Annotated in this window: 21 protein-coding genes and 1 tRNA gene; 14 read left to right on the top strand and 8 right to left on the bottom strand. The window is 62.2% G+C overall.

Translation table 11 applies throughout. The features are described 5' to 3' along the window. The first annotated feature begins 57 nt into the window (after nt 1-57). Nucleotides 58-636 (top strand): peroxidase-related enzyme, encoded by a 579-nt coding sequence (locus GKR99_06645; protein ID NKB27238.1) that lies wholly within the window; start codon nt 58-60, stop codon nt 634-636. A gap of 247 nt (nt 637-883) precedes the next feature. Here GKR99_06645 and bamE read toward each other — a convergent pair whose 3' ends face one another. Further along, nucleotides 884-1,345 carry an outer membrane protein assembly factor BamE gene (gene bamE / locus GKR99_06640; GenBank protein NKB27237.1) on the bottom strand — a complete coding sequence of 154 codons (462 nt, stop codon included), beginning with the start codon at nt 1,343-1,345 and terminating at the stop codon, nt 884-886. An 84-nt stretch (nt 1,346-1,429) separates the two neighbouring features. Between bamE and GKR99_06635 the strand changes: the two genes are divergently transcribed. From GKR99_06635 to GKR99_06600, 8 genes are all read left to right on the top strand, one after another. Continuing rightward, nucleotides 1,430-2,023, top strand: coding sequence for a DUF177 domain-containing protein (locus GKR99_06635; protein NKB27236.1), 594 nt, complete (start codon nt 1,430-1,432; stop codon nt 2,021-2,023). Nucleotides 2,024-2,418: 395 nt separating this feature from the next. Next, nucleotides 2,419-2,628: a 50S ribosomal protein L32 gene (rpmF, locus tag GKR99_06630; protein NKB27235.1), complete on the top strand. Its 210-nt coding sequence runs from the start codon at nt 2,419-2,421 to the stop codon at nt 2,626-2,628. Between the two features lie 25 nt (nt 2,629-2,653). Continuing rightward, the gene (gene plsX / locus GKR99_06625; protein NKB27234.1) at nt 2,654-3,751 is read left to right on the top strand and encodes a phosphate acyltransferase PlsX; all 1,098 of its coding nucleotides are present in this window, start codon (nt 2,654-2,656) and stop codon (nt 3,749-3,751) included. Further along, on the top strand, nt 3,748-4,719 hold the full coding sequence (fabH, locus tag GKR99_06620) for a beta-ketoacyl-ACP synthase III (GenBank protein NKB27233.1): 972 nt from the start codon (nt 3,748-3,750) through the stop codon (nt 4,717-4,719). The genes plsX and fabH overlap by 4 nt, the downstream gene beginning before the upstream one ends. A gap of 89 nt (nt 4,720-4,808) precedes the next feature. Continuing rightward, complete coding sequence (gene ihfA / locus GKR99_06615; GenBank protein NKB27232.1) at nt 4,809-5,111, top strand: integration host factor subunit alpha; 303 nt, start codon at nt 4,809-4,811, stop codon at nt 5,109-5,111. A gap of 3 nt (nt 5,112-5,114) precedes the next feature. Then, a complete protein-coding gene (locus GKR99_06610; GenBank protein NKB27231.1) occupies nt 5,115-5,708 on the top strand; it encodes a MerR family transcriptional regulator in 594 nt (197 codons plus the stop codon). A 79-nt stretch (nt 5,709-5,787) separates the two neighbouring features. Then, nucleotides 5,788-5,865, top strand: a tRNA-Pro gene (locus GKR99_06605). A gap of 10 nt (nt 5,866-5,875) precedes the next feature. Next, complete coding sequence (locus GKR99_06600; GenBank protein ID NKB27230.1) at nt 5,876-6,955, top strand: 2'-deoxycytidine 5'-triphosphate deaminase; 1,080 nt, start codon at nt 5,876-5,878, stop codon at nt 6,953-6,955. A gap of 120 nt (nt 6,956-7,075) precedes the next feature. Here the strand turns inward: GKR99_06600 and GKR99_06595 are convergent, their stop codons facing one another. From GKR99_06595 to GKR99_06570, 6 genes are all read right to left on the bottom strand, one after another. Further along, nucleotides 7,076-7,363, bottom strand: coding sequence for a hypothetical protein (locus tag GKR99_06595; GenBank protein NKB27229.1), 288 nt, complete (start codon nt 7,361-7,363; stop codon nt 7,076-7,078). After that, nucleotides 7,360-8,037, bottom strand: a complete 678-nt coding sequence (gene scpB, locus GKR99_06590; GenBank protein ID NKB27228.1) for an SMC-Scp complex subunit ScpB — start codon at nt 8,035-8,037, stop codon at nt 7,360-7,362. Before scpB ends, GKR99_06595 begins: the two co-directional genes overlap by 4 nt. Further along, a complete protein-coding gene (locus GKR99_06585; protein NKB27227.1) occupies nt 8,030-8,809 on the bottom strand; it encodes a segregation/condensation protein A in 780 nt (259 codons plus the stop codon). The genes scpB and GKR99_06585 overlap by 8 nt, the downstream gene beginning before the upstream one ends. A gap of 4 nt (nt 8,810-8,813) precedes the next feature. Further along, nucleotides 8,814-9,809 carry a beta-hexosaminidase gene (locus GKR99_06580; protein NKB27226.1) on the bottom strand — a complete coding sequence of 332 codons (996 nt, stop codon included), beginning with the start codon at nt 9,807-9,809 and terminating at the stop codon, nt 8,814-8,816. Nucleotides 9,810-9,815: 6 nt separating this feature from the next. After that, entirely contained in the window at nt 9,816-10,883 is a 1,068-nt protein-coding gene (locus tag GKR99_06575) for an SPOR domain-containing protein (protein NKB27225.1), read from the bottom strand. Nucleotides 10,884-10,972: 89 nt separating this feature from the next. Then, complete coding sequence (locus tag GKR99_06570) at nt 10,973-12,697, bottom strand: arginine--tRNA ligase (GenBank protein ID NKB27224.1); 1,725 nt, start codon at nt 12,695-12,697, stop codon at nt 10,973-10,975. Between the two features lie 265 nt (nt 12,698-12,962). Between GKR99_06570 and GKR99_06565 the strand changes: the two genes are divergently transcribed. Beyond that, the gene (locus tag GKR99_06565; protein ID NKB27223.1) at nt 12,963-13,508 is read left to right on the top strand and encodes a hypothetical protein; all 546 of its coding nucleotides are present in this window, start codon (nt 12,963-12,965) and stop codon (nt 13,506-13,508) included. Between the two features lie 114 nt (nt 13,509-13,622). On the opposite strand, the gene GKR99_06560 is transcribed toward GKR99_06565, so the two are convergent. Continuing rightward, nucleotides 13,623-14,792 carry a deoxyguanosinetriphosphate triphosphohydrolase gene (locus GKR99_06560; GenBank protein ID NKB27222.1) on the bottom strand — a complete coding sequence of 390 codons (1,170 nt, stop codon included), beginning with the start codon at nt 14,790-14,792 and terminating at the stop codon, nt 13,623-13,625. Between the two features lie 31 nt (nt 14,793-14,823). Here GKR99_06560 and GKR99_06555 point away from each other — a divergent pair, with 31 nt between their 5' ends. The 4 genes from GKR99_06555 (at nt 14,824) to GKR99_06540 (ending at nt 17,180) form a co-directional block, all read left to right on the top strand. Next, nucleotides 14,824-15,147, top strand: a complete 324-nt coding sequence (locus GKR99_06555) for an iron-sulfur cluster assembly accessory protein (GenBank protein ID NKB27221.1) — start codon at nt 14,824-14,826, stop codon at nt 15,145-15,147. Between the two features lie 164 nt (nt 15,148-15,311). Next, nucleotides 15,312-16,091 (top strand): exodeoxyribonuclease III, encoded by a 780-nt coding sequence (gene xth / locus GKR99_06550; GenBank protein ID NKB27220.1) that lies wholly within the window; start codon nt 15,312-15,314, stop codon nt 16,089-16,091. Nucleotides 16,092-16,167: 76 nt separating this feature from the next. Further along, nucleotides 16,168-16,788, top strand: a complete 621-nt coding sequence (locus GKR99_06545) for a cyclic nucleotide-binding domain-containing protein (protein ID NKB27219.1) — start codon at nt 16,168-16,170, stop codon at nt 16,786-16,788. Nucleotides 16,789-16,820: 32 nt separating this feature from the next. After that, complete coding sequence (locus tag GKR99_06540; GenBank protein NKB27218.1) at nt 16,821-17,180, top strand: hypothetical protein; 360 nt, start codon at nt 16,821-16,823, stop codon at nt 17,178-17,180. Nucleotide 17,181 lies beyond the last annotated feature (1 nt).

The raw sequence follows: 17,181 nt of genomic DNA, 5'->3' as shown, positions 1-17,181 counted from the left end.
AATCCTTTGCAATGTCACGGTTGAATTGCCCGTAATCGAAAAGCTGAGGCCGCGAACATGCCACTCCTCCCCTCCCTACCCGATGCGGCGCATCTGTCGGACCTGTTGGTGCGGTATCCTGACCATGTGCAAACGCTGATGGCACTCACCAATCAGGTGATGCGCGACGATGGTGCGCTGGATGTCGCCACGCGCGAGTTGATCGCCGCCTATGTTTCGGGGTTGAATGCCTGCCAGTTCTGCCACGGCTCGCATCGCCTTTATGCCGAGGTTTTTGGGATCGCGCCCGAGCTAATTGACGCAGTGCTGGACGATCTGCAGACCGCGCCGATTGACCCGTCACTGCGGCCTGTGCTGGCCTATGCGGCCAAGTTGAACACCCTGCCCAGCCGTCTGGTCCCGGCAGATTCGCAGGCGATTCTGGACGCCGGCTGGCCCGAGGCCGCGATATTCGACGTGGTCGAGGTTGTGGCGCTGTTCAACTTCTACAATCGTCTGGTTGAGGGTGCCGGGGTCAATTTCTCATATGACGGCGCAGAGGGCCATTCCGCCTTCGCCCCGGATAGCGACCACAGCCGATCCTACCTCAACTATGCCGACAGAATTGCCGAACAGGTCAAGACAAACGCAGGCTGAGCCTGCGGGGGACAGATCGCCAACGATTGAAGCCGCGCATTGCGGCGCGCCCGGCGCTGGGTCTTGCGGTTCCTTGCGACTTATTGCGCCATTATGAAAATCTGAATCTCAAATGAAGCTGCCTGAGCCCGGTGCGCGCCGAAGGCGCGAGGCGCGCACGTCGGACCGGCCCCACCGGTCAGGCGCGCGCCCTGCTAAGCGCGCTTGTTCGACCTTAGGCATCGCAGCAGATCAAAAGGGCCGAGCTTTAGCCGCCGGTGATCTGATCCGCGCTCAGCGTGCCGATGTTGCCGAACAGCTGTTTGATGATCGAGATGTCGGCGACGTTGCTGTCGGTCACCCGGCGCGACAGGGGAACCACACGTCCGTCCTGCAGGCCATAGGTTTCGACATTGGCGACGACGCCTTCCTGGAAGGTCACGGCCAGCACTTTGCGCTCAACCTCTTCCGGTTCGCGCCAGGCATAATGCTTCCAGCGGCTTTGTACGTAATACCAGCCTCCGCCGGTCAGAACGCCGGTGGAGCTGGGCCGCCCGATGATCTGCGCCGCCTCGTCACGGGTGGTCACGCCCGGCGTGACCGATGCCAGATCTTCGGGGGGTGGAACGAAGCCGTGATTGCGAAAGACCGAGGTGCAGGCCGCCGTCGCGCTGAGCGCCAAAATTGCCAAGGCCAATGCCGCTTTGCGACGATACAGCGTAAAATCCATGCTCTGCCCACCCTTGCCAAGCCATTCGGCGCGTCCTAATCGGCTTACAGAAGGTCCGTGCCCGGTTCAAGAATGGAAGCGCGAATGCCCGAACAACCGCCGAATAACGCTTATCAAATTCCTGTCAGTCAGATCATCCGTCTGGCTGACCTGAACGCACGGGGCACAAAAGCGGTGTCTGTCACCCCTGACAGCGCGGCGCGTGCGGCCGTGGCCGATGCGCTGGGAATCACCGCCGTGAAGAAGCTGACGTTCAGTGGCGCGCTGATCCCGGAAGGCAAATCCGACTGGCGGTTGCAGGCTGATCTGGGTGCGACGGTCGTGCAGCCCTGCGTCGTGACACTGGACCCGGTCACCACCCGCATCGATGAACCTGTCGTGCGGCGCTATCTGGCCAGTCTGAACGCAGCCCCCGACCCCGACACCGATCCGGACGATGGCGAATTCGAGATGCCCGAGGATGACACGCTGGAACCCCTGCCCGTGACGATCGACCTTGGGGCGGTCATGCTGGAGGCGCTGGCGCTGGCCCTGCCGCAATGGCCGCGCGCCAAGGGGGTCGAATCAGGGCCGGTACAACATACCGAACCCGGCAGGACGCCAATGACCGACGAAGACGCCCGCCCCTTTGCCAATCTGCGCGCGCAACTGGACGCGAAAGGTGACGACGACGGGTGATGTGATGGGTGACAGGAGGTCCACAGTGCAGTTGCGGACACGGAGGCCTGCGCCCGTCGCGCGCTCCAGGCGAGAGGCGCGCACGCCCCGCTAAGCGCGGGTATTCGTCTTCGCGCATCGTTGCGGTCCCAATGGATGCGACCCCAGCGCGACGTATTTGCGATCAAACGCCCGCGCCCACGCCCCTTCATCCTATGACCCCTGATTGCTCCTTGCCCCGAACCGCATACAAAGGCGCAAAATCCCCTTGCGCCGCAACGGAATCGCAGTATGTTCCCGGCCTTGCTTTCACGACGGGTGGACAGGGGTGCGCGGCTTGGCGTATCAGCCACCTGAAGTAACGAAATCCCAACTGGCGTGTGACATCACCGCCCATCAGCGCCCGAGGTTGTCCCATGGCCGTCCCACAGAATAAAATCACCAAGTCGCGCCGTAATATGCGCCGCGCCCATGACGCTCTGGTTGCTGGCAACCCGGCGGAATGCCCGAATTGCGGCGAGCTGAAGCGCCCGCATCACGTCTGCGCCTCTTGCGGTCACTATGCCGACCGGGAAATTGTCGCCCAGGCGGATGAAATTGACCTCGACGACGAAGACGCGGCGTAAGTAGCGCCAGGCCCGGCGGGGAAATATGTCTGACCCGGTCGACAGTACCGACGGCGCGGACGGGCATTCTAGCCCAGCCAAAATCCTGATTTCAGTCGATGCGATGGGTGGCGACCACGGTGCGGAAGCGGTGGTCGCCGGCATTGCCGATTCTGCGGCGCGCAATGCCGATATCGGGTTTATCGTCCATGGCGATGCCGAAGAGCTGACGCGCCTGATCGCCAAACGCAACATTGCCGGGCGCTGCGACATCCGCCACGCGTCCGAGGTTGTGACGATGGACGCCAAACCCAGCCACGTGATGCGGCGCGGCAAGGCGACCTCGATGTGGGGGGCCATCGCATCGGTCAAGGATGGCGAGGCTTCGGCGGCGGTATCCTGCGGCAATACCGGCGCGCTGATGGCGGTGTCGATGCTGCAACTGAGGAAGCTTGAGGGCGTCAATCGCCCGGCCATCGCCTGCCTGTGGCCGTCGCGCAACCCGCAGGGGTTCAACATCATGCTGGACGTAGGCGCGGACATTCGCGCCGATGAACGCGACCTTGTACAATACGCTCTGATGGGCGCGTCCTATGCGCGCAACGGTCTGGATCTGGCCCTGCCGCGCGTCGGGCTGCTGAATGTCGGGACCGAAGACCACAAAGGCCGCGCCGAACTCCAGGCCGCTGGTGATCAGCTGAGCGACCTCGGGCAGGCCGCGAATTTCGATTATGTGGGTTTTGTCGAGGGCGGGGATATCCCGTCGGATCGGGTGGATGTGATCGTGACCGATGGGTTTACTGGCAATGTGGCCCTGAAAACCGGCGAAGGCACTGCCGGGCTGGTTCGCGATTTCCTGCGCGATGCGTTTTCCAAGACGCTTCTGTCGAAGGGTGCCGCGCTGTTGGCGTCAACCTCGCTGGGCCGGTTTGCGCGCCGGATTGACCCGCGCCGGGTGAACGGCGGCGTGTTTCTGGGCCTGAACGGGACGGTGGTGAAATCCCACGGCTCGGCCGATGCGACCGGGATCAGCAGTGCGATCAAGCTGGCCTATACGCTGGCGCAGTCGAACTTTACCGACCGTCTGGCCGCCCGCGTCGCCCTTGCACCGGCGCAGGCCGTGCCGAACGAGGCCGCGCAATGACCCGGCGCGCGGTTGTGCGCGGTGTCGGGCACTACCTGCCCGAAAACGTCGTCAGCAACGACGATCTGGCCAAAACAGTCGATACCTCGGACGACTGGATCAGGGGCCGCACAGGGATCGAGCGTCGCCATTTTGCCGCCGAGGGTCAGACAACGTCAGACCTGGCCGTGCACGCCGCGCGCGCTGCGCTGGAGGATGCGGGGCTGGCGGTTGGCGATATCGACGCCATCGTTCTGGCAACCTCGACCGCCGATCTGACCTTTCCATCGGCTGCCACGATGGTTCAGGCCGCGCTTGGCATGAAACAGGGATTCGCCTTTGACCTTCAGGCTGTCTGCGCTGGATTCATCTATGCGCTGAACATGTCGGACGCGCTGATCCTGTCTGGCAAGGCCAACCGAATTCTGGTCATCGGGGCCGAGACATTCTCGCGCATCATGGACTGGGAAGACCGCACCACCTGCGTGTTGTTCGGCGACGGTGCCGGGGCCGTGGTGCTTGAGGCGGTGGATGGCGACGGCACCGCAGCGGACCGGGGTATTCTGGCGACCGATCTGCATTCGGACGGTCATTTCAAGGACATCCTTTATGTTGACGGCGGCGTGTCGACCGGCACCACCGGATATCTCAGGATGCAGGGTAAAGAGGTGTTCCGCCACGCGATCGAAAAGCTTGCCGCGACCGCGCATACGGCGCTGGACCGGGCCGGTTTGGAGGCGGATGACGTCGACTGGATCGTACCCCATCAGGCCAACCTGCGAATCATCACCGGCACGGCGCGCAAGATGGGTGTGCCGATGGACCGGGTCGTGGTCACGGTTCAGGATCACGGCAATACCTCGGCGGCGTCGATTCCGCTGGCGCTGGCCGTTGCAAAGGCCGAGGGCAAGCTGAAAACCGGCGATTTGATCGTGATCGAGGCCATCGGCGGAGGCCTTGCCTGGGGTTCGGCGGTTCTGCGCTGGTAATTTACCTTCAAGACACGTCCGCAACCCGTTGAGATTGATTCATTTTCCGCCTATCGTGGTGGCAACTGATTTCATTTGGGGATGTCACGATGGCCGGAAAAACTCTGACACGTATGGACCTGACCGAAGCTGTGTTCCGTGAAGTGGGCCTCAGCCGTAACGAATCTTCGGCACTTGTTGAAAGCGTTCTGGGCCATATGTCCGACGCGCTCGCCTCGGGCGAGACGGTCAAAATCTCGTCCTTCGGTACGTTTTCGGTGCGTGACAAGGCCGCGCGTGTGGGTCGCAACCCCAAGACCGGCGAAGAAGTGCCGATCCTGCCGCGCCGTGTCATGACGTTCCGCCCCTCGCACCTGATGAAGGATCGTGTGGCCGCCGGAAACAAGTCGTAAACCATGGCCGACAATACATCTGACAAATCTGCGGACGCATTCCGCACCATCAGCGAAGTTGCCAATTGGCTGGGCGTTCAGACCCATGTGCTGCGGTTTTGGGAAAGCAAGTTCACCCAGATCAAGCCGGTCAAACGCGCCGGCGGGCGGCGGTATTATCGCCAAGCGGATATGGAACTGATCGGCGGCATCAAGATCCTGCTGCATGACAACGGCATGACGATCCGCGGCGTGCAGAAAATCCTGCGCGAACAGGGTGTCGCAGCGGTGACGAAATTTGCGCCCGGCGTGGATGGCGATGACGCCCCAATGGCCGTGGACGTGATGCCAACGGACAATGTGGTGCCCCTGAAGCCAGCGCCGCGCAAGGCGGCCAAGCCGAAACCCGCGCCCGCACCAACCGCCGCACAGGACGACTTGCCGCTTGAGGCTCCCTCACCAGCGGAAGCTCCGACACAGGCCCCGGACACTGCGCCCGAACCTGTTGGCGAAGCGCCGGCGCCGGATGCGGAAGCTGAAACCGACGATGCGCAGGCAAAACTGGTCGCCCTGCGCAACCGCCTGGCCGCATTGCGCGACCGCAGCGCCGGTTCCTGACGCCTGACACCGAAAGCAGCAAGAATGATCCTGTTTCCTGCTTGCCCCCGCCGCATGATCGGCTATGACTGCGGCGCGTCGGGCTATGGCGCAGCTTGGTTAGCGCGTCCGTCTGGGGGACGGAAGGTCGCAGGTTCGAATCCTGCTAGCCCGACCAGAATTCAACCATGAAGCCGTTCGGCGTTCTGCCTGCCCAGGGCATCCGCGCCTTGATCGACGACGGAGCCCTGACGTCCGATTTTCCGTTCGAAGATGGCCAGCTTCAGCCAGCCTCGCTTGATCTGCGGTTGGGGACCGAGGCATTTCGCGTCCGCGCGTCCTTCCTGTCCGGGGGCGGTGCGTCGGTTGCGGATCGTCTGGAAGAATTCACCATGCACCGGGTTGATCTGACCGGCGGGGCGGTGCTGGAAAAAGGCTGCGTCTATGTTGTGCCGCTGATGGAGCGCCTTGCCCTGCCCGGTGACATTCAGGCGGTGGCGAACGCCAAATCCTCAACCGGGCGGCTGGACCTGCTGACCCGCACCATCACCGATGGCAGCACCGAATTCGATCGTATCCCGAAGAATTACTCCGGACCGCTGTTTGCCGAGATCTGCCCGCGCAGCTTTTCGGTCCTGGTGCGGCCCGGCATGCGCCTGAACCAGATCCGGTTTCGGCGCGGCCATGCAGTGCTGAGCGATTTTGAACTGCGCGCCCGCCACCAAGACAGCCCGCTGGTCAGTGGCGAGGCGGTGATTTCGGACGGGCTGGGCTTTTCCGTCGATCTGATGCCCCATGAAACCACGCTGGTCGGATACCGCGCCAAACCGCACACCGGGGTGATTGATCTGGACCGGATCGGCCACTATCCGGCACGGGAATTCTGGGAAGAGGTTCATTCCGACCAGGGCCGGATCATCCTCGACCCCGGCGCGTTCTACATTCTGGTCAGCCGAGAGGCGGTGACCATCCCCCCCGATTGCGCCGCCGAAATGGCCCCCTATCTGGCGATGGTCGGCGAATTCCGCGTCCATTACGCCGGGTTCTTCGACCCCGGCTTCGGCCACGCATCTGCAGGCGGACAAGGATCACGCGGCGTTCTTGAGGTCCGCTGCCACGAGGCGCCCTTCGTTCTGGAGCATGGTCAGGTCGTCGGGCGTTTGGTGTATGAGAAGATGTCAGAACCACCTGAAACGCTGTATGGCGCGGGGATCGCTTCGAACTATCAGGGTCAGGGATTGAAGCTGAGCAAGCATTTCAAAGCCTGACTGGTGGACAAAAGATTCTTGCCTCCGGCGGGGATATTTTTGGGTCAATGATGGACGGTGTTTCTTGCCATCATTGACCTGTAAATATCCTCGCCGAAGGCATTATGTTCTTTCAGAGCGTCAGAGCCGTCCCATGCGACGCCCAAGTTTTGCGCCTTGTTTGGCCTTGCTCGCAACCTCTTTGGCGGCGGCGGATTGGTCGCGATCTGCCAGGGTGACAGGCGGATCGGGTTCAATGACGATCTCGGGTTCCGCAGGTGGTGGCGCGGTTTGTGGTTCGGGCGTGTTCGGGGCGCGTTTGGTTTTGGAGCGATTGCTCACAGCGGCGATCCCGGCGTTTACGCTGCGCCCGATGACCTGTCGCATCACCATGTTGATCACCATCTGGATTATGCGGTCTATACTCATTCGTCATCCTCCTCAGCGTCGGGCACGAACATGTCGGTCTGATCTTCGTCCGCCCCGTCGCCATCTTCAACATCGTCGCCGGGCGGCGGGCGATTGTCGAGCAATCCGGCCGAGCGCAATTCGCGCAGACCCGGCAGGTCACGTGCGCTTTCAAGCCCGAAATGGTCAAGAAACTCTTGCGTGACCACAAATGTGACCGGTCGGCCCGGCGTCATCCGGCGGCGGCCAAAGCGGATCCATTCCAGTTCAAGCAGTTGATCCACCGTGCCGCGCGATACGCTGACGCCGCGAATCTCTTCAATTTCGGCGCGGGTGACGGGCTGGTGATAGGCGACAATGGCCAGGGTTTCGATCGCGGCGCGGGACAGTTTGCGGGTTTCCACCGTTTCCTTCTGCATCAGAAAGCCCAGATCAGGCGCGGTACGGATCGCCCAGGCGTCACCCACTTTCACCACTGCTACACCACGCCCTTCATAGCGCTTTTGCAGATGTTGCACCGCCACAGCCGCATCGGCCCCATGGGGCATACGGGCGTTCATATCCGCCACGCTGACCGGTTCGGCGCTGGCAAACAGGATGGCTTCGACCATGCGCTCCTGTTCGCCCTCGGGCGGGGCTTCGAACAGGCTTTCGGCGACGGTTTCGCCCATGTTTTCTTTGGCGTCATCAGGCATCGGGGCGCTTTCGTATCTTGATGGGCGCGAAGGTGTCATCCTGGCGGATGTCGATGGTTCCGGCCTTCGCCAGTTCAAGCGAGGCCGCAAAATGCGAGGCTGTGGCGGACCGGCGCCGTTTTGGATCAACCTCCCACCCTTCGGGGAGGTAGCTTGACAGGTCCGTCCATTCACCTGCGAAACCGACAAGGCCCCGCATCCGGTCCAGCGCCTGTTCCATCGTCATCACCGCCTCGCGGTCCATGGTGTAGGGGCGGAAATCGTCGCGGGTGCGGATGCGCGCATAGCCCTGCATCAGGTCCAGCAGCGTCGCGGTATAGGTCACGCGGCGCACCCGTTCGACGTTTTCGGGGATGCCGCGCGCGAAGAAATCCCGGCCCAGCTGGTCGCGGCCCATCAGGCGGGCGGAACAATCGCGCATTGCCGCCAGGCGTTCCAGCTGAAACGCCAGATGCGCGGCCAGGTCTTCGCCCGAGGGGCCATCCTCGGCCGGGTCAGGCGGCAGCAACAGGCGCGACTTCAGGAAGGCCAGCCAGGCGGCCATGACCAGATAGTCGGCGGCCAGTTCAATGCGCAGTTTGCGCGCCTGTTCCACGAATTTCAGGTATTGCTCGGCCAGGGCCAGGACGGAGATCTGGCGCAGATCGACCTTCTGGGTGCGTGACAGCGTCAGCAGCAGGTCGAGCGGGCCTTCGAACCCGTCAACATCGACGATCAGCGCCTCGGCGGCCTGACGTTCGGCAATATGGCTTACGGGTTCAGTCATCGCCATCCGGCTAAGCGACAGCCAGAAGCGCGTCAAGTTCTGCCGCTGCGGCGGCGATGTCGGTGTCGTCGGATGCGCGGCGCTGCGCCAATGCGGCGTCGGCACGGGCCTGTGCGGCGGGCGTCATGCGCCCAAGGTCGGCAACCGCCGCCATCTGGTCCATTTCGCCATTGCAATGCAGCACCAGATCACAGCCCGCATCCAGCGAGGCGCGGCCCCGCGTCGCCACATCGCCGCCAAGCGCATTCATCGAGATATCGTCGGTCATCAACAGGCCACCGAAGCCGATTTCCTCGCGCATCACCCGTACCATTTCGGGCGATTGGGTCGCCGGGCGATCCGGATCGTAGGCGGCAAAAACCTGGTGCGCCGTCATTGCCATCGGCAAGTCGGACAGCGCCGCGAAGGGCGCGAAATCCTGCGCCGTCAGCGTCGCCGCATTGGTATCGACACGCGGCAGTTCGTGATGCGAATCCAAGGCGCTGCGCCCGTGCCCCGGCATGTGCTTCATGATCGGCAGAACGCCCCCCGCGATTGAACCATCCGCCAGAGCGCGTCCGGCGCGCGCCACCTGATCCGGTTCACTACCGAGGCAGCGGTTCTTCAGGAACGGATGCGTCTCAGCCCGCACCAGATCGAGGTTCGGGATGCAGTTCATGTCGATCCCGACGCGGTTCAGATCATCTGCGATCAACCGCCCACGCAGCCACTGGGCGCGCATCGGGTCGTTTGCGGACTGCATCTGATCGAGTGCGGGCAGGAATTCGCGCCAATGTGGGGCGCGCAGACGTTGCACCCGCCCGCCTTCCTGATCGACCAAAACCGGGGCATCACGGCCCACCGCGTCGCGCATTTCTGCCGTCAGCGCAGACAGTTGCGCCGGATCGTTCACGTTACGCGCAAACAGGATAAAGCCCCAGGGTTGGGACTTGGCGAAGAAGGTTTTCTCCGCCCCGGTCAGGCGCGTTCCTTCGCAGCCGAAGATATACGCGCCCTGCCCGGCCATTCGCGGTTACTTGACAGCGACCGGAATGCAGTCGGCCTTTTTCGAGGTCAGCACCGCACAGAACCGGCGCGCATCGGCCAGATCGTCAAAGCCTGAAACCCGCAGGCGATAGAACGTCTTGCCACGCGATTCCGCTTTCTGAACAACGCGTTGGTGGTTTTCAAACAGGGCACCGAAGGCGCCGCTGATCCGGCTCCATTCACTGCGCGCAACCTCGGGGCTGGCGTAGGCACCAAGTTGCACCAGGCGGCTGCCCGGTGCGATGGCATCGGGCGAAACCTCGACCGGGGCGGCGGGTGCGGGCAGTGAGGCCGGAACGACCACCGCGCGGTCGGCAAGCGCAGGACGCGGACGCGGCACCGGAGAGCGGCTGTTGAATGCGCTTTCAGGCATCGCGAATGCCGGACGTGCCTGTTGCGGGGCGACGAAACTGGCGTTCTGGACCAGCGCACCTTCAACGGCCTGCCCGGTGGTGAGCGGCTGCACCCCGGCGGTCAGCATCTCGGCCAGCGCAAATGTGGTTTCCTGTGTCCCGTCCATGGCCTGCGCAACCGCAGGCGTCAGATCGACCAGCGCGTCGGCGACGGCGTCGTCAATGGCGTCGACGGCCATAACCTGCACGGCTTGCTCGGCCGCTGGCGCATCGTCTTCGGCCAATGTTGCAAGCGCCACGGCAATATCCGGGACGGTTCGGTCTTCTTCTTCCAGATCAATGGGTTGCGGGGCAAGGATAACCTGATCCACCGGGCCGCTTTCGGGCGTTTCGGCGGCAACGTCGTTCACCGCCAGACCCTGATATTCAGCCTCGGCACCGCCGGGGCTGTCGGGTGTGATGCGCATGTCGCCTTGAAGCGCGCGGACCACCGGAACGCCGGTCACATCGCGCACCAGAAGCTGATAGCCCCAGACACCGATCCCGCCGATCAGGCCGACCGACACCAGCGCGCCGACGAAATTGACCAATGGCCCGGCGACGCTGCCACTGTCTGTCGCCTCGATCGAGCCGGTGAAGTCATCTGCGTAAGCATTCGAATAGGAATCGGAATCCGAGTACCCCAGATCTTGAATCGTCATGTTGATTACCGCCCGCAGGGCCACACCTGATGGCCCCCGGTCCTTGCTGTTCCTGCCTCAACCCCGGAACCGGCGTCGCGCCTGTTAGGTCAGCGCAATTCATCCAGCGGGGTTACGCCAAGAATACCCAAACCGGCCGAAATAACAACGGCTACGGCGCGTGGCAGCGCAATTTTGGAAGCTGAGGCTTCCGGGTCACTATCTTGAATGAAGCGCAGCGATGCATCATCGTTGCCCCGGTTCCAGAGGGCATGAAATTCTGACGCCAATTCATAGAGATAGAAGGCAATCCGATGCGGTTCATGGGTCCGGGCGGCGATTTCCACCAGACGCGGCCATTCGGCAATCTTGCGCGCAACGCTGAGTTCGGATGCGTCGCTCAAGGCCGGTGACAGGTTGGTCGCGATGCCCGCCTCGGCCGCTTTGCGCAGCACCGATTGCACCCGCGCATGGGCGTATTGCACGTAGAACACCGGGTTTTCGCGGCTCTGTTCCAGCACCTTGGCCATGTCGAAATCCAGCGGCGCGTCGTTTTTCCGCGTCAGCATCACGAACCGCGCCACATCCGGGCCGACCCGGTCGACAACGTCGCGCAGGGTCACGAATGTCCCTGCCCGTTTGGACATCTTGAACGGTTCGCCGTTCTGGTAAAGCCGCACCAGTTGCACCAGTTTCACGTCCAGCGGCACCCGGCCATCGGAGAGGGCCGAGACAGCGGCGTTCATCCGTTTGACATATCCGCCGTGATCCGCCCCGAAGACATCAATCAACGCATCAAAGCCGCGTTCTATCTTATCGTAATGATAGGCGATATCGGGCGCGAAATAGGTCCACCCGCCATCGGATTTCTTCACCGGGCGATCCACATCGTCGCCGTGTTCGGTGGATTTGAACAGCGTCTGTTTGCGCGGCTCCCAATCCTCGGGCTTCTTGCCTTTGGGCGGTTCCAGCACGCCTTCATAAATCAGGCCCTTGTCGTCCAGCGCCTTCAGCGCCGCCTCGATCCGGCCCGTACCATAGAGCGATTTTTCGCTGTAGAAATGATCCATCCGAACGCCAAGCGCGGCCAGATCGTCGCGGATCAGCCCCATCATCGCGTCGGTGGCAAATTTCCGCACCTCGGAAAGCCAGAATTGTTCGCCCTTGTCGACAAAGGTATCACCAACCTTGTCTTTCAGCGCTTCGCCCACGGCGATCAGATAGTCGCCGGGATAGGTCCCGTCCTCAAACGCCACCTCGGTCCCGTGCGCCTCAAGATACCGCAGGTACACCGACCGGGCCAGCGTATCGACCTGCGCGCCGCCGTCGTTCACGTAATACTCGCGCGTCACCTCGTAACCGGCGTAATCCAGAAGAGACGCCAGCGCATCGCCAAAGACCGCGCCGCGCGCGTGGCCGACATGCAGCGGCCCGGTTGGATTGGCCGAGACATATTCGACGTTGATCTTCACGCCTGCCCCGATCCCGGAGTGGCCATAGCTTGCGCCGCCTTCCAGCGCCGCTTCGACCACATCTGCCCAGACCGCGTTTTCCAGCCGCAGGTTCAGGAATCCGGGTCCGGCAACCTCGGCCACCGCGACCCGCGGATCGCTTTGCAGCAACGGGATCAGCGCTTCGGCAATCACCTGCGGGGCCATGCCGGCGGGTTTGGCCAGAACCATCGCGGCGTTGGTCGCCATGTCGCCATGGGCGGCATCGCGCGGCGGTTCCACCGTCACCGGCCCATCGTTCAGCCCCGGCGGCAGCGTGCCTTCGGACACCAGCGCATCGATGGATTCCAGAACGAGGGTGCGGATTTCGGCGAATATGTTCATCTGTTTGATTCCCTGATCGGGCTCAGGGTTTACCATGGCATGACATGGGCGCAATTCCGCAGTAGGATTTATCTTGTTTGATTGACACATTGCGCGGACTGTTGATTTGAAAAGACCCGAAGGATTCACACTTGCCGGGCTGGCGATTTGGTTTTTGATCCTGCTGTTGCTGGTCAACACCAGCTTCGGGTTGGTGCCGCCGTTGACCGATTTGCCGCTGCCCGTTCTGCTGATTCTGGTGGGTGTTGCGGTTTTCTATTTCGTGATGCTGGTGTTCCTGCTTCCCGCTGCGCCGACACCGCGGACCCTGAACATTCAGGAATACCTGCTGCGCATCGGGGTTTCGGCGATGCTGACAATTGTCGCTTTCGCATTGTATTTCGCCCAGACCGGGGTCGACGGGGACGGCGGATTGGTGATGAACGCGCTGGCGGCGACCTATTTTTCGATGGTGACGTTTTCGACCCTGGGATACGGCGACTATGCGCCCGCAGCTGGACACCCCCAGCTTATCGCGGCCAGCGAAGCAATCATTGGCAACATCCACCTGGGTCTGTTCGTCGCGGCGGCTTTCTTCCTGTTGCAGGATTCGGCGCGAAATGGTGGTGGCGACAACGGCGGCGATGGAGATGGGGATGGTGGGCCCCCCGGCCCAAAACCGTCTGAACCCGAAAACTCTGACCTGACCCAACAGGTCAAGGCAGCGCAAAAACCCAAGGCTGGCAGTGCTGCAAGCCGTCCGTCAGAACCAGGCTCCGACCCCGACAACGGCCACGACGCCCGCGACAAACCAGACGCTGCGGCGGTTTAGCCATGCGTTCAGTTTCTCGGCCCTGAGGACCATCGGCTTTTTGACTGTCTGGGTCATGGCTCACCTAATGTTGAGTAGTTCACTCAGGTATATAGGAACACCGTCTACAATTCCCTAATCGCACAAACGCTCCCACTCCTGCAAGGCAAACCGATCTGTCATGCCGGATACGTAATCCGCCACGATCCGGGCGCGGGCTGCGTCATCTGCGCCTTCAACGTCTGATCGCCATTCCTCGGGCATCTGACCTGGCTGCTCCATGAACAGCGGGAACAGCGCGTCGACCACCTTGGTGACCCGTGCGCGTTCGACCATCACACTGGGCGCGCGGTACATGCGATCAAATAGGAAGCGGCGGATCTGTTGCAGATCGGTCCATAAATCGGGCGAAAACCGCACAATCGGGCGGCCCGCGCCGCGCACATCATCCGCCGTTTCGGGGCGCAACTCGGTCAGTTCTTCCAGCGAGGCGCCCAGCACATCCGCAACCATCGCCCCAACCACCCGGCGCAGCGCCTCGTGCCGCCGCCGGTCGGCTGCCAGATCGGGATAGAGCGCATCAACCGCCTCATACGCGGGCGCAACGATCGGCAGCTGAGCCACCTCATCATCGGTGAACAGACCGGCGCGCAGCCCGTCGTGCAGGTCGTGATTGTTATAGGCGATATCGTCTGAAATTGCGGCGACCTGCGCCTCGGCACTGGCGTGGGTGTCGAGTTCCAGGTCATGGCGCGCGTTGTATTCGGCCAGGGCCAGCGGCACGTCGCCAGTCACGGGGCCGTTGTGCTTGGCCAGCCCCTCCAGCGCCTCCCACGTCAGGTTAAGCCCGTCGAAATCGGCATAGTGGCGTTCCAGCGCGGTGACGATGCGGATCGCCTGCGCGTTATGATCAAAGCCGCCCCAGGGTTCCATCAGGCGGTCCAGCGCCTCTTCCCCTGTGTGACCAAACGGTGGATGCCCCAGATCATGGGCCAGGGCCACAGCCTCGGTCAGTTCGGTGTTCAGCCCAAGCGCCCCGGCGATGGTTCGGGCGACCTGCGCAACCTCGATCGAATGGGTCAGGCGGGTGCGGAAATAATCGCCTTCATGTTCAACGAAGACCTGCGTCTTGTGCTTCAGGCGCCGAAACGCGCTGGCGTGGATGATCCGGTCCCGATCCCGTTGAAAACACGTTCTGAACGCGCTTTCGTCTTCCGAATAAAGCCGCCCCCGGCTGTCTTCGGGAAATACTGCATAATTGCGCACACATTCGCCTTCGTCTTGTCGCCCCGTCCCCCGGTTCATATATTCGATTCTCAAGCCGGAGGACACCATGCTGACCCTGCCCCTAAAAGTGACCCCCCGCGCGTTCGAGCGTTTGGCCGAGATTGGCGCCAATGCCGATGGCAAGGCGCTGCGCGTCGCGGTCGAGGGCGGCGGCTGTTCCGGGTTTCAATATGAGATCAAGCTGGATGACCCTGCCAAGGATGATCTGGTGCTGGAAGGCGCGGGCGAGCGGGTCGTGGTCGATTCCGTCTCGCTGCCGTTCCTGACGGGTGCGGTGATCGACTTTTCCGAAGAGCTGATCGGCGCGCGGTTCGTGATCGAGAACCCGAATGCGACCAGTTCCTGCGGCTGCGGCACCAGCTTTTCGATGTGAAATAAGGCCGCAGGCCAAACGGGCAGAGCCTTCGGGGGCTGGAGGGGTCAACCCCTCCAGACCTCCCCGGGATATTTCTAACAAGAAGACGGGATCAGGCGCATTTGTTGCGGGACGGGCGTTCGTAACTTGCCCCCGGTCGCGCGGCGGGCAATACATGGCGCATGAAAATCGCGACATTCAACATCAACGGCATCAAGGCCCGGATCAACGCCCTGCCCGAGTGGCTGGACGAGGCGCAGCCGGATGTGGCCCTGTTGCAGGAAATCAAATCCGTCGACGAGGGTTTCCCGCGCGAGATCTTTGAGGATCGCGGCTATACCGTCGAAACCCACGGGCAAAAGGGGTTCAACGGCGTTGCGATCCTGTCAAAACTGCCGTTGGAAGACGTGACCCGTGGGCTGCCCGGTGATGATACCGACGAACAGGCGCGCTGGATCGAGGCGACCGTGATCGGTGCCGTGCCGATCCGGGTCTGCGGCTTGTACCTGCCCAACGGCAACCCGGCGCCGGGGCCGAAATATGACTATAAGCTCGCCTGGATGAAACGGCTGGAGGTGCGCGCCAGGCAATTGTTATTGCTGGAAGAACCCGCCCTGATGGCAGGTGATTACAACGTCATTCCGGCCGCAATTGACGCCGCCCGCCCTGAGGCCTGGCGTGATGACGCGCTGTTCCGCCCCGAAACCCGAGAGGCGTTCCGCCGGATCGTCAACCTGGGCTTTACCGAAGCGTTCCGCGCCCGCAATCAGCTGCCAGAGCAATACTCGTTCTGGGATTATCAGGCCGGGGCATATCAGCGAAACGACGGCATCCGCATCGACCATTTCTTGATGACCCCGCAATGCGCCGACCTTCTGACCGACTGTCAGATCGACGCCTTCGCGCGCGGGCGCGAAAAACCAAGCGACCACGTGCCGGTCTGGGTGGATCTGGCTGCGTGAACCATTTTTGCGGGTGGAATACCGGGCCGACCCGGGCTGATTGCCCTGCGAACCTATTGCCCGCGCGCGTGACATCGTGAGTGAGATTGCGACAATCGCCGGCTGGCTTGCGGCCCTGATGACATTGGGCGCCTATTCCATGCGCACGATGCTGCCGCTGCGCACGGTTGCCATTTGTGCCAATATCTTCTTCATAATTTTCAGTGCGATAGAATGGATTCTGCCCACACTCGTCCTTCATGCCATCCTGCTTCCGTTCAACTGCTATCGCCTGTGGGAAATCGTGATGCAGACGCGGATGATGCGTGTGGCGCGAACGGATGATTCAGATCCGCTGAAATTCCTTGAACCACTGTTGCGGCCTTCGACTTACGCCGCTGGCGATGTTGTTTTTCGCATTGGCGACCCGCCGGACAACCTGTTCTACCTCAAAAGCGGCAGAATCCGATTTGATGAGGTCGGGGCAGAAATCTCGGACGGGGCATTGTTCGGTGAAATTGCGTTTTTTTCCGATCAGAAGCGTCGAACGGCCACGGCCACCTGCCTGACAGATTGCGAGGTCATGTCCGTGGACGAAGCGGGGTTCATGCGCCTGTTCTATCAAAACCCAGCCTTCGGATTGTATGTGATGAAATTGGCGGCCAAGCGGCTGATCAAAAACGCCGACGAAATCGAAGGCCGCACCACGGGCGCTTGACGGTCAGGTGTTTTTTGGGGGAGTCTTGCCCCATGTGGCGCGCGATCTTCATTCTTTGCCTTCTTGGCACACCGGCGCAGGCCTGCCTGACCGCCGGATCCGGTGCGAAATGCGCAACCGCCGCTGAAAGCCGGTTCGGGATTGGCGCGGGCGCGTTGAGTTCCGGCGGCGCGAAGTTCCAGAAAGCGCCCGAGCGGGTCTATCCGGTGCAGATCGGCGACACCCTGCCCGACACCTATTACATCCTGATGAACACGCGCCGCTATGGCCTGCCGCCGCCGAAAGACGGCTGGATGTACTTCCGGGTCGAGCGTGAGGTTTACCGCGTCGACAGCCGCACGCGCGAGGTCTTGGAACGTGTGACCGATCAGGCGAACCGGGCGGTCAACTAAT

The sequence above is a fragment of the Paracoccaceae bacterium genome, from assembly GCA_012103375.1.
GTDB lineage: Bacteria > Pseudomonadota > Alphaproteobacteria > Rhodobacterales > Rhodobacteraceae > WLWX01.
This window is presented reverse-complemented; position numbering and strand designations above follow the sequence as displayed.

What these genes read in the sequence shown, in the direction of transcription:
- GKR99_06595 (NKB27229.1), bottom strand. Translation starts at nt 7,363, where the DNA reads ATGAGTATAGACCGCATAATCCAGATGGTGATCAACATGGTGATGCGA.
- GKR99_06635 (NKB27236.1), top strand. Translation starts at nt 1,430, where the DNA reads ATGCCCGAACAACCGCCGAATAACGCTTATCAAATTCCTGTCAGTCAG.
- GKR99_06540 (NKB27218.1), top strand. Translation starts at nt 16,821, where the DNA reads ATGTGGCGCGCGATCTTCATTCTTTGCCTTCTTGGCACACCGGCGCAG.
- GKR99_06585 (NKB27227.1), bottom strand. Translation starts at nt 8,809, where the DNA reads ATGGCGATGACTGAACCCGTAAGCCATATTGCCGAACGTCAGGCCGCC.
- ihfA (NKB27232.1), top strand. Translation starts at nt 4,809, where the DNA reads ATGGCCGGAAAAACTCTGACACGTATGGACCTGACCGAAGCTGTGTTC.
- fabH (NKB27233.1), top strand. Translation starts at nt 3,748, where the DNA reads ATGACCCGGCGCGCGGTTGTGCGCGGTGTCGGGCACTACCTGCCCGAA.
- GKR99_06570 (NKB27224.1), bottom strand. Translation starts at nt 12,697, where the DNA reads ATGAACATATTCGCCGAAATCCGCACCCTCGTTCTGGAATCCATCGAT.
- GKR99_06610 (NKB27231.1), top strand. Translation starts at nt 5,115, where the DNA reads ATGGCCGACAATACATCTGACAAATCTGCGGACGCATTCCGCACCATC.
- scpB (NKB27228.1), bottom strand. Translation starts at nt 8,037, where the DNA reads ATGCCTGATGACGCCAAAGAAAACATGGGCGAAACCGTCGCCGAAAGC.
- xth (NKB27220.1), top strand. Translation starts at nt 15,312, where the DNA reads ATGAAAATCGCGACATTCAACATCAACGGCATCAAGGCCCGGATCAAC.
- bamE (NKB27237.1), bottom strand. Translation starts at nt 1,345, where the DNA reads ATGGATTTTACGCTGTATCGTCGCAAAGCGGCATTGGCCTTGGCAATT.
- GKR99_06565 (NKB27223.1), top strand. Translation starts at nt 12,963, where the DNA reads ATGCTGGTGTTCCTGCTTCCCGCTGCGCCGACACCGCGGACCCTGAAC.
- GKR99_06580 (NKB27226.1), bottom strand. Translation starts at nt 9,809, where the DNA reads ATGGCCGGGCAGGGCGCGTATATCTTCGGCTGCGAAGGAACGCGCCTG.
- rpmF (NKB27235.1), top strand. Translation starts at nt 2,419, where the DNA reads ATGGCCGTCCCACAGAATAAAATCACCAAGTCGCGCCGTAATATGCGC.
- GKR99_06645 (NKB27238.1), top strand. Translation starts at nt 58, where the DNA reads ATGCCACTCCTCCCCTCCCTACCCGATGCGGCGCATCTGTCGGACCTG.
- GKR99_06575 (NKB27225.1), bottom strand. Translation starts at nt 10,883, where the DNA reads ATGACGATTCAAGATCTGGGGTACTCGGATTCCGATTCCTATTCGAAT.
- GKR99_06560 (NKB27222.1), bottom strand. Translation starts at nt 14,792, where the DNA reads ATGAACCGGGGGACGGGGCGACAAGACGAAGGCGAATGTGTGCGCAAT.
- GKR99_06600 (NKB27230.1), top strand. Translation starts at nt 5,876, where the DNA reads ATGAAGCCGTTCGGCGTTCTGCCTGCCCAGGGCATCCGCGCCTTGATC.
- plsX (NKB27234.1), top strand. Translation starts at nt 2,654, where the DNA reads ATGTCTGACCCGGTCGACAGTACCGACGGCGCGGACGGGCATTCTAGC.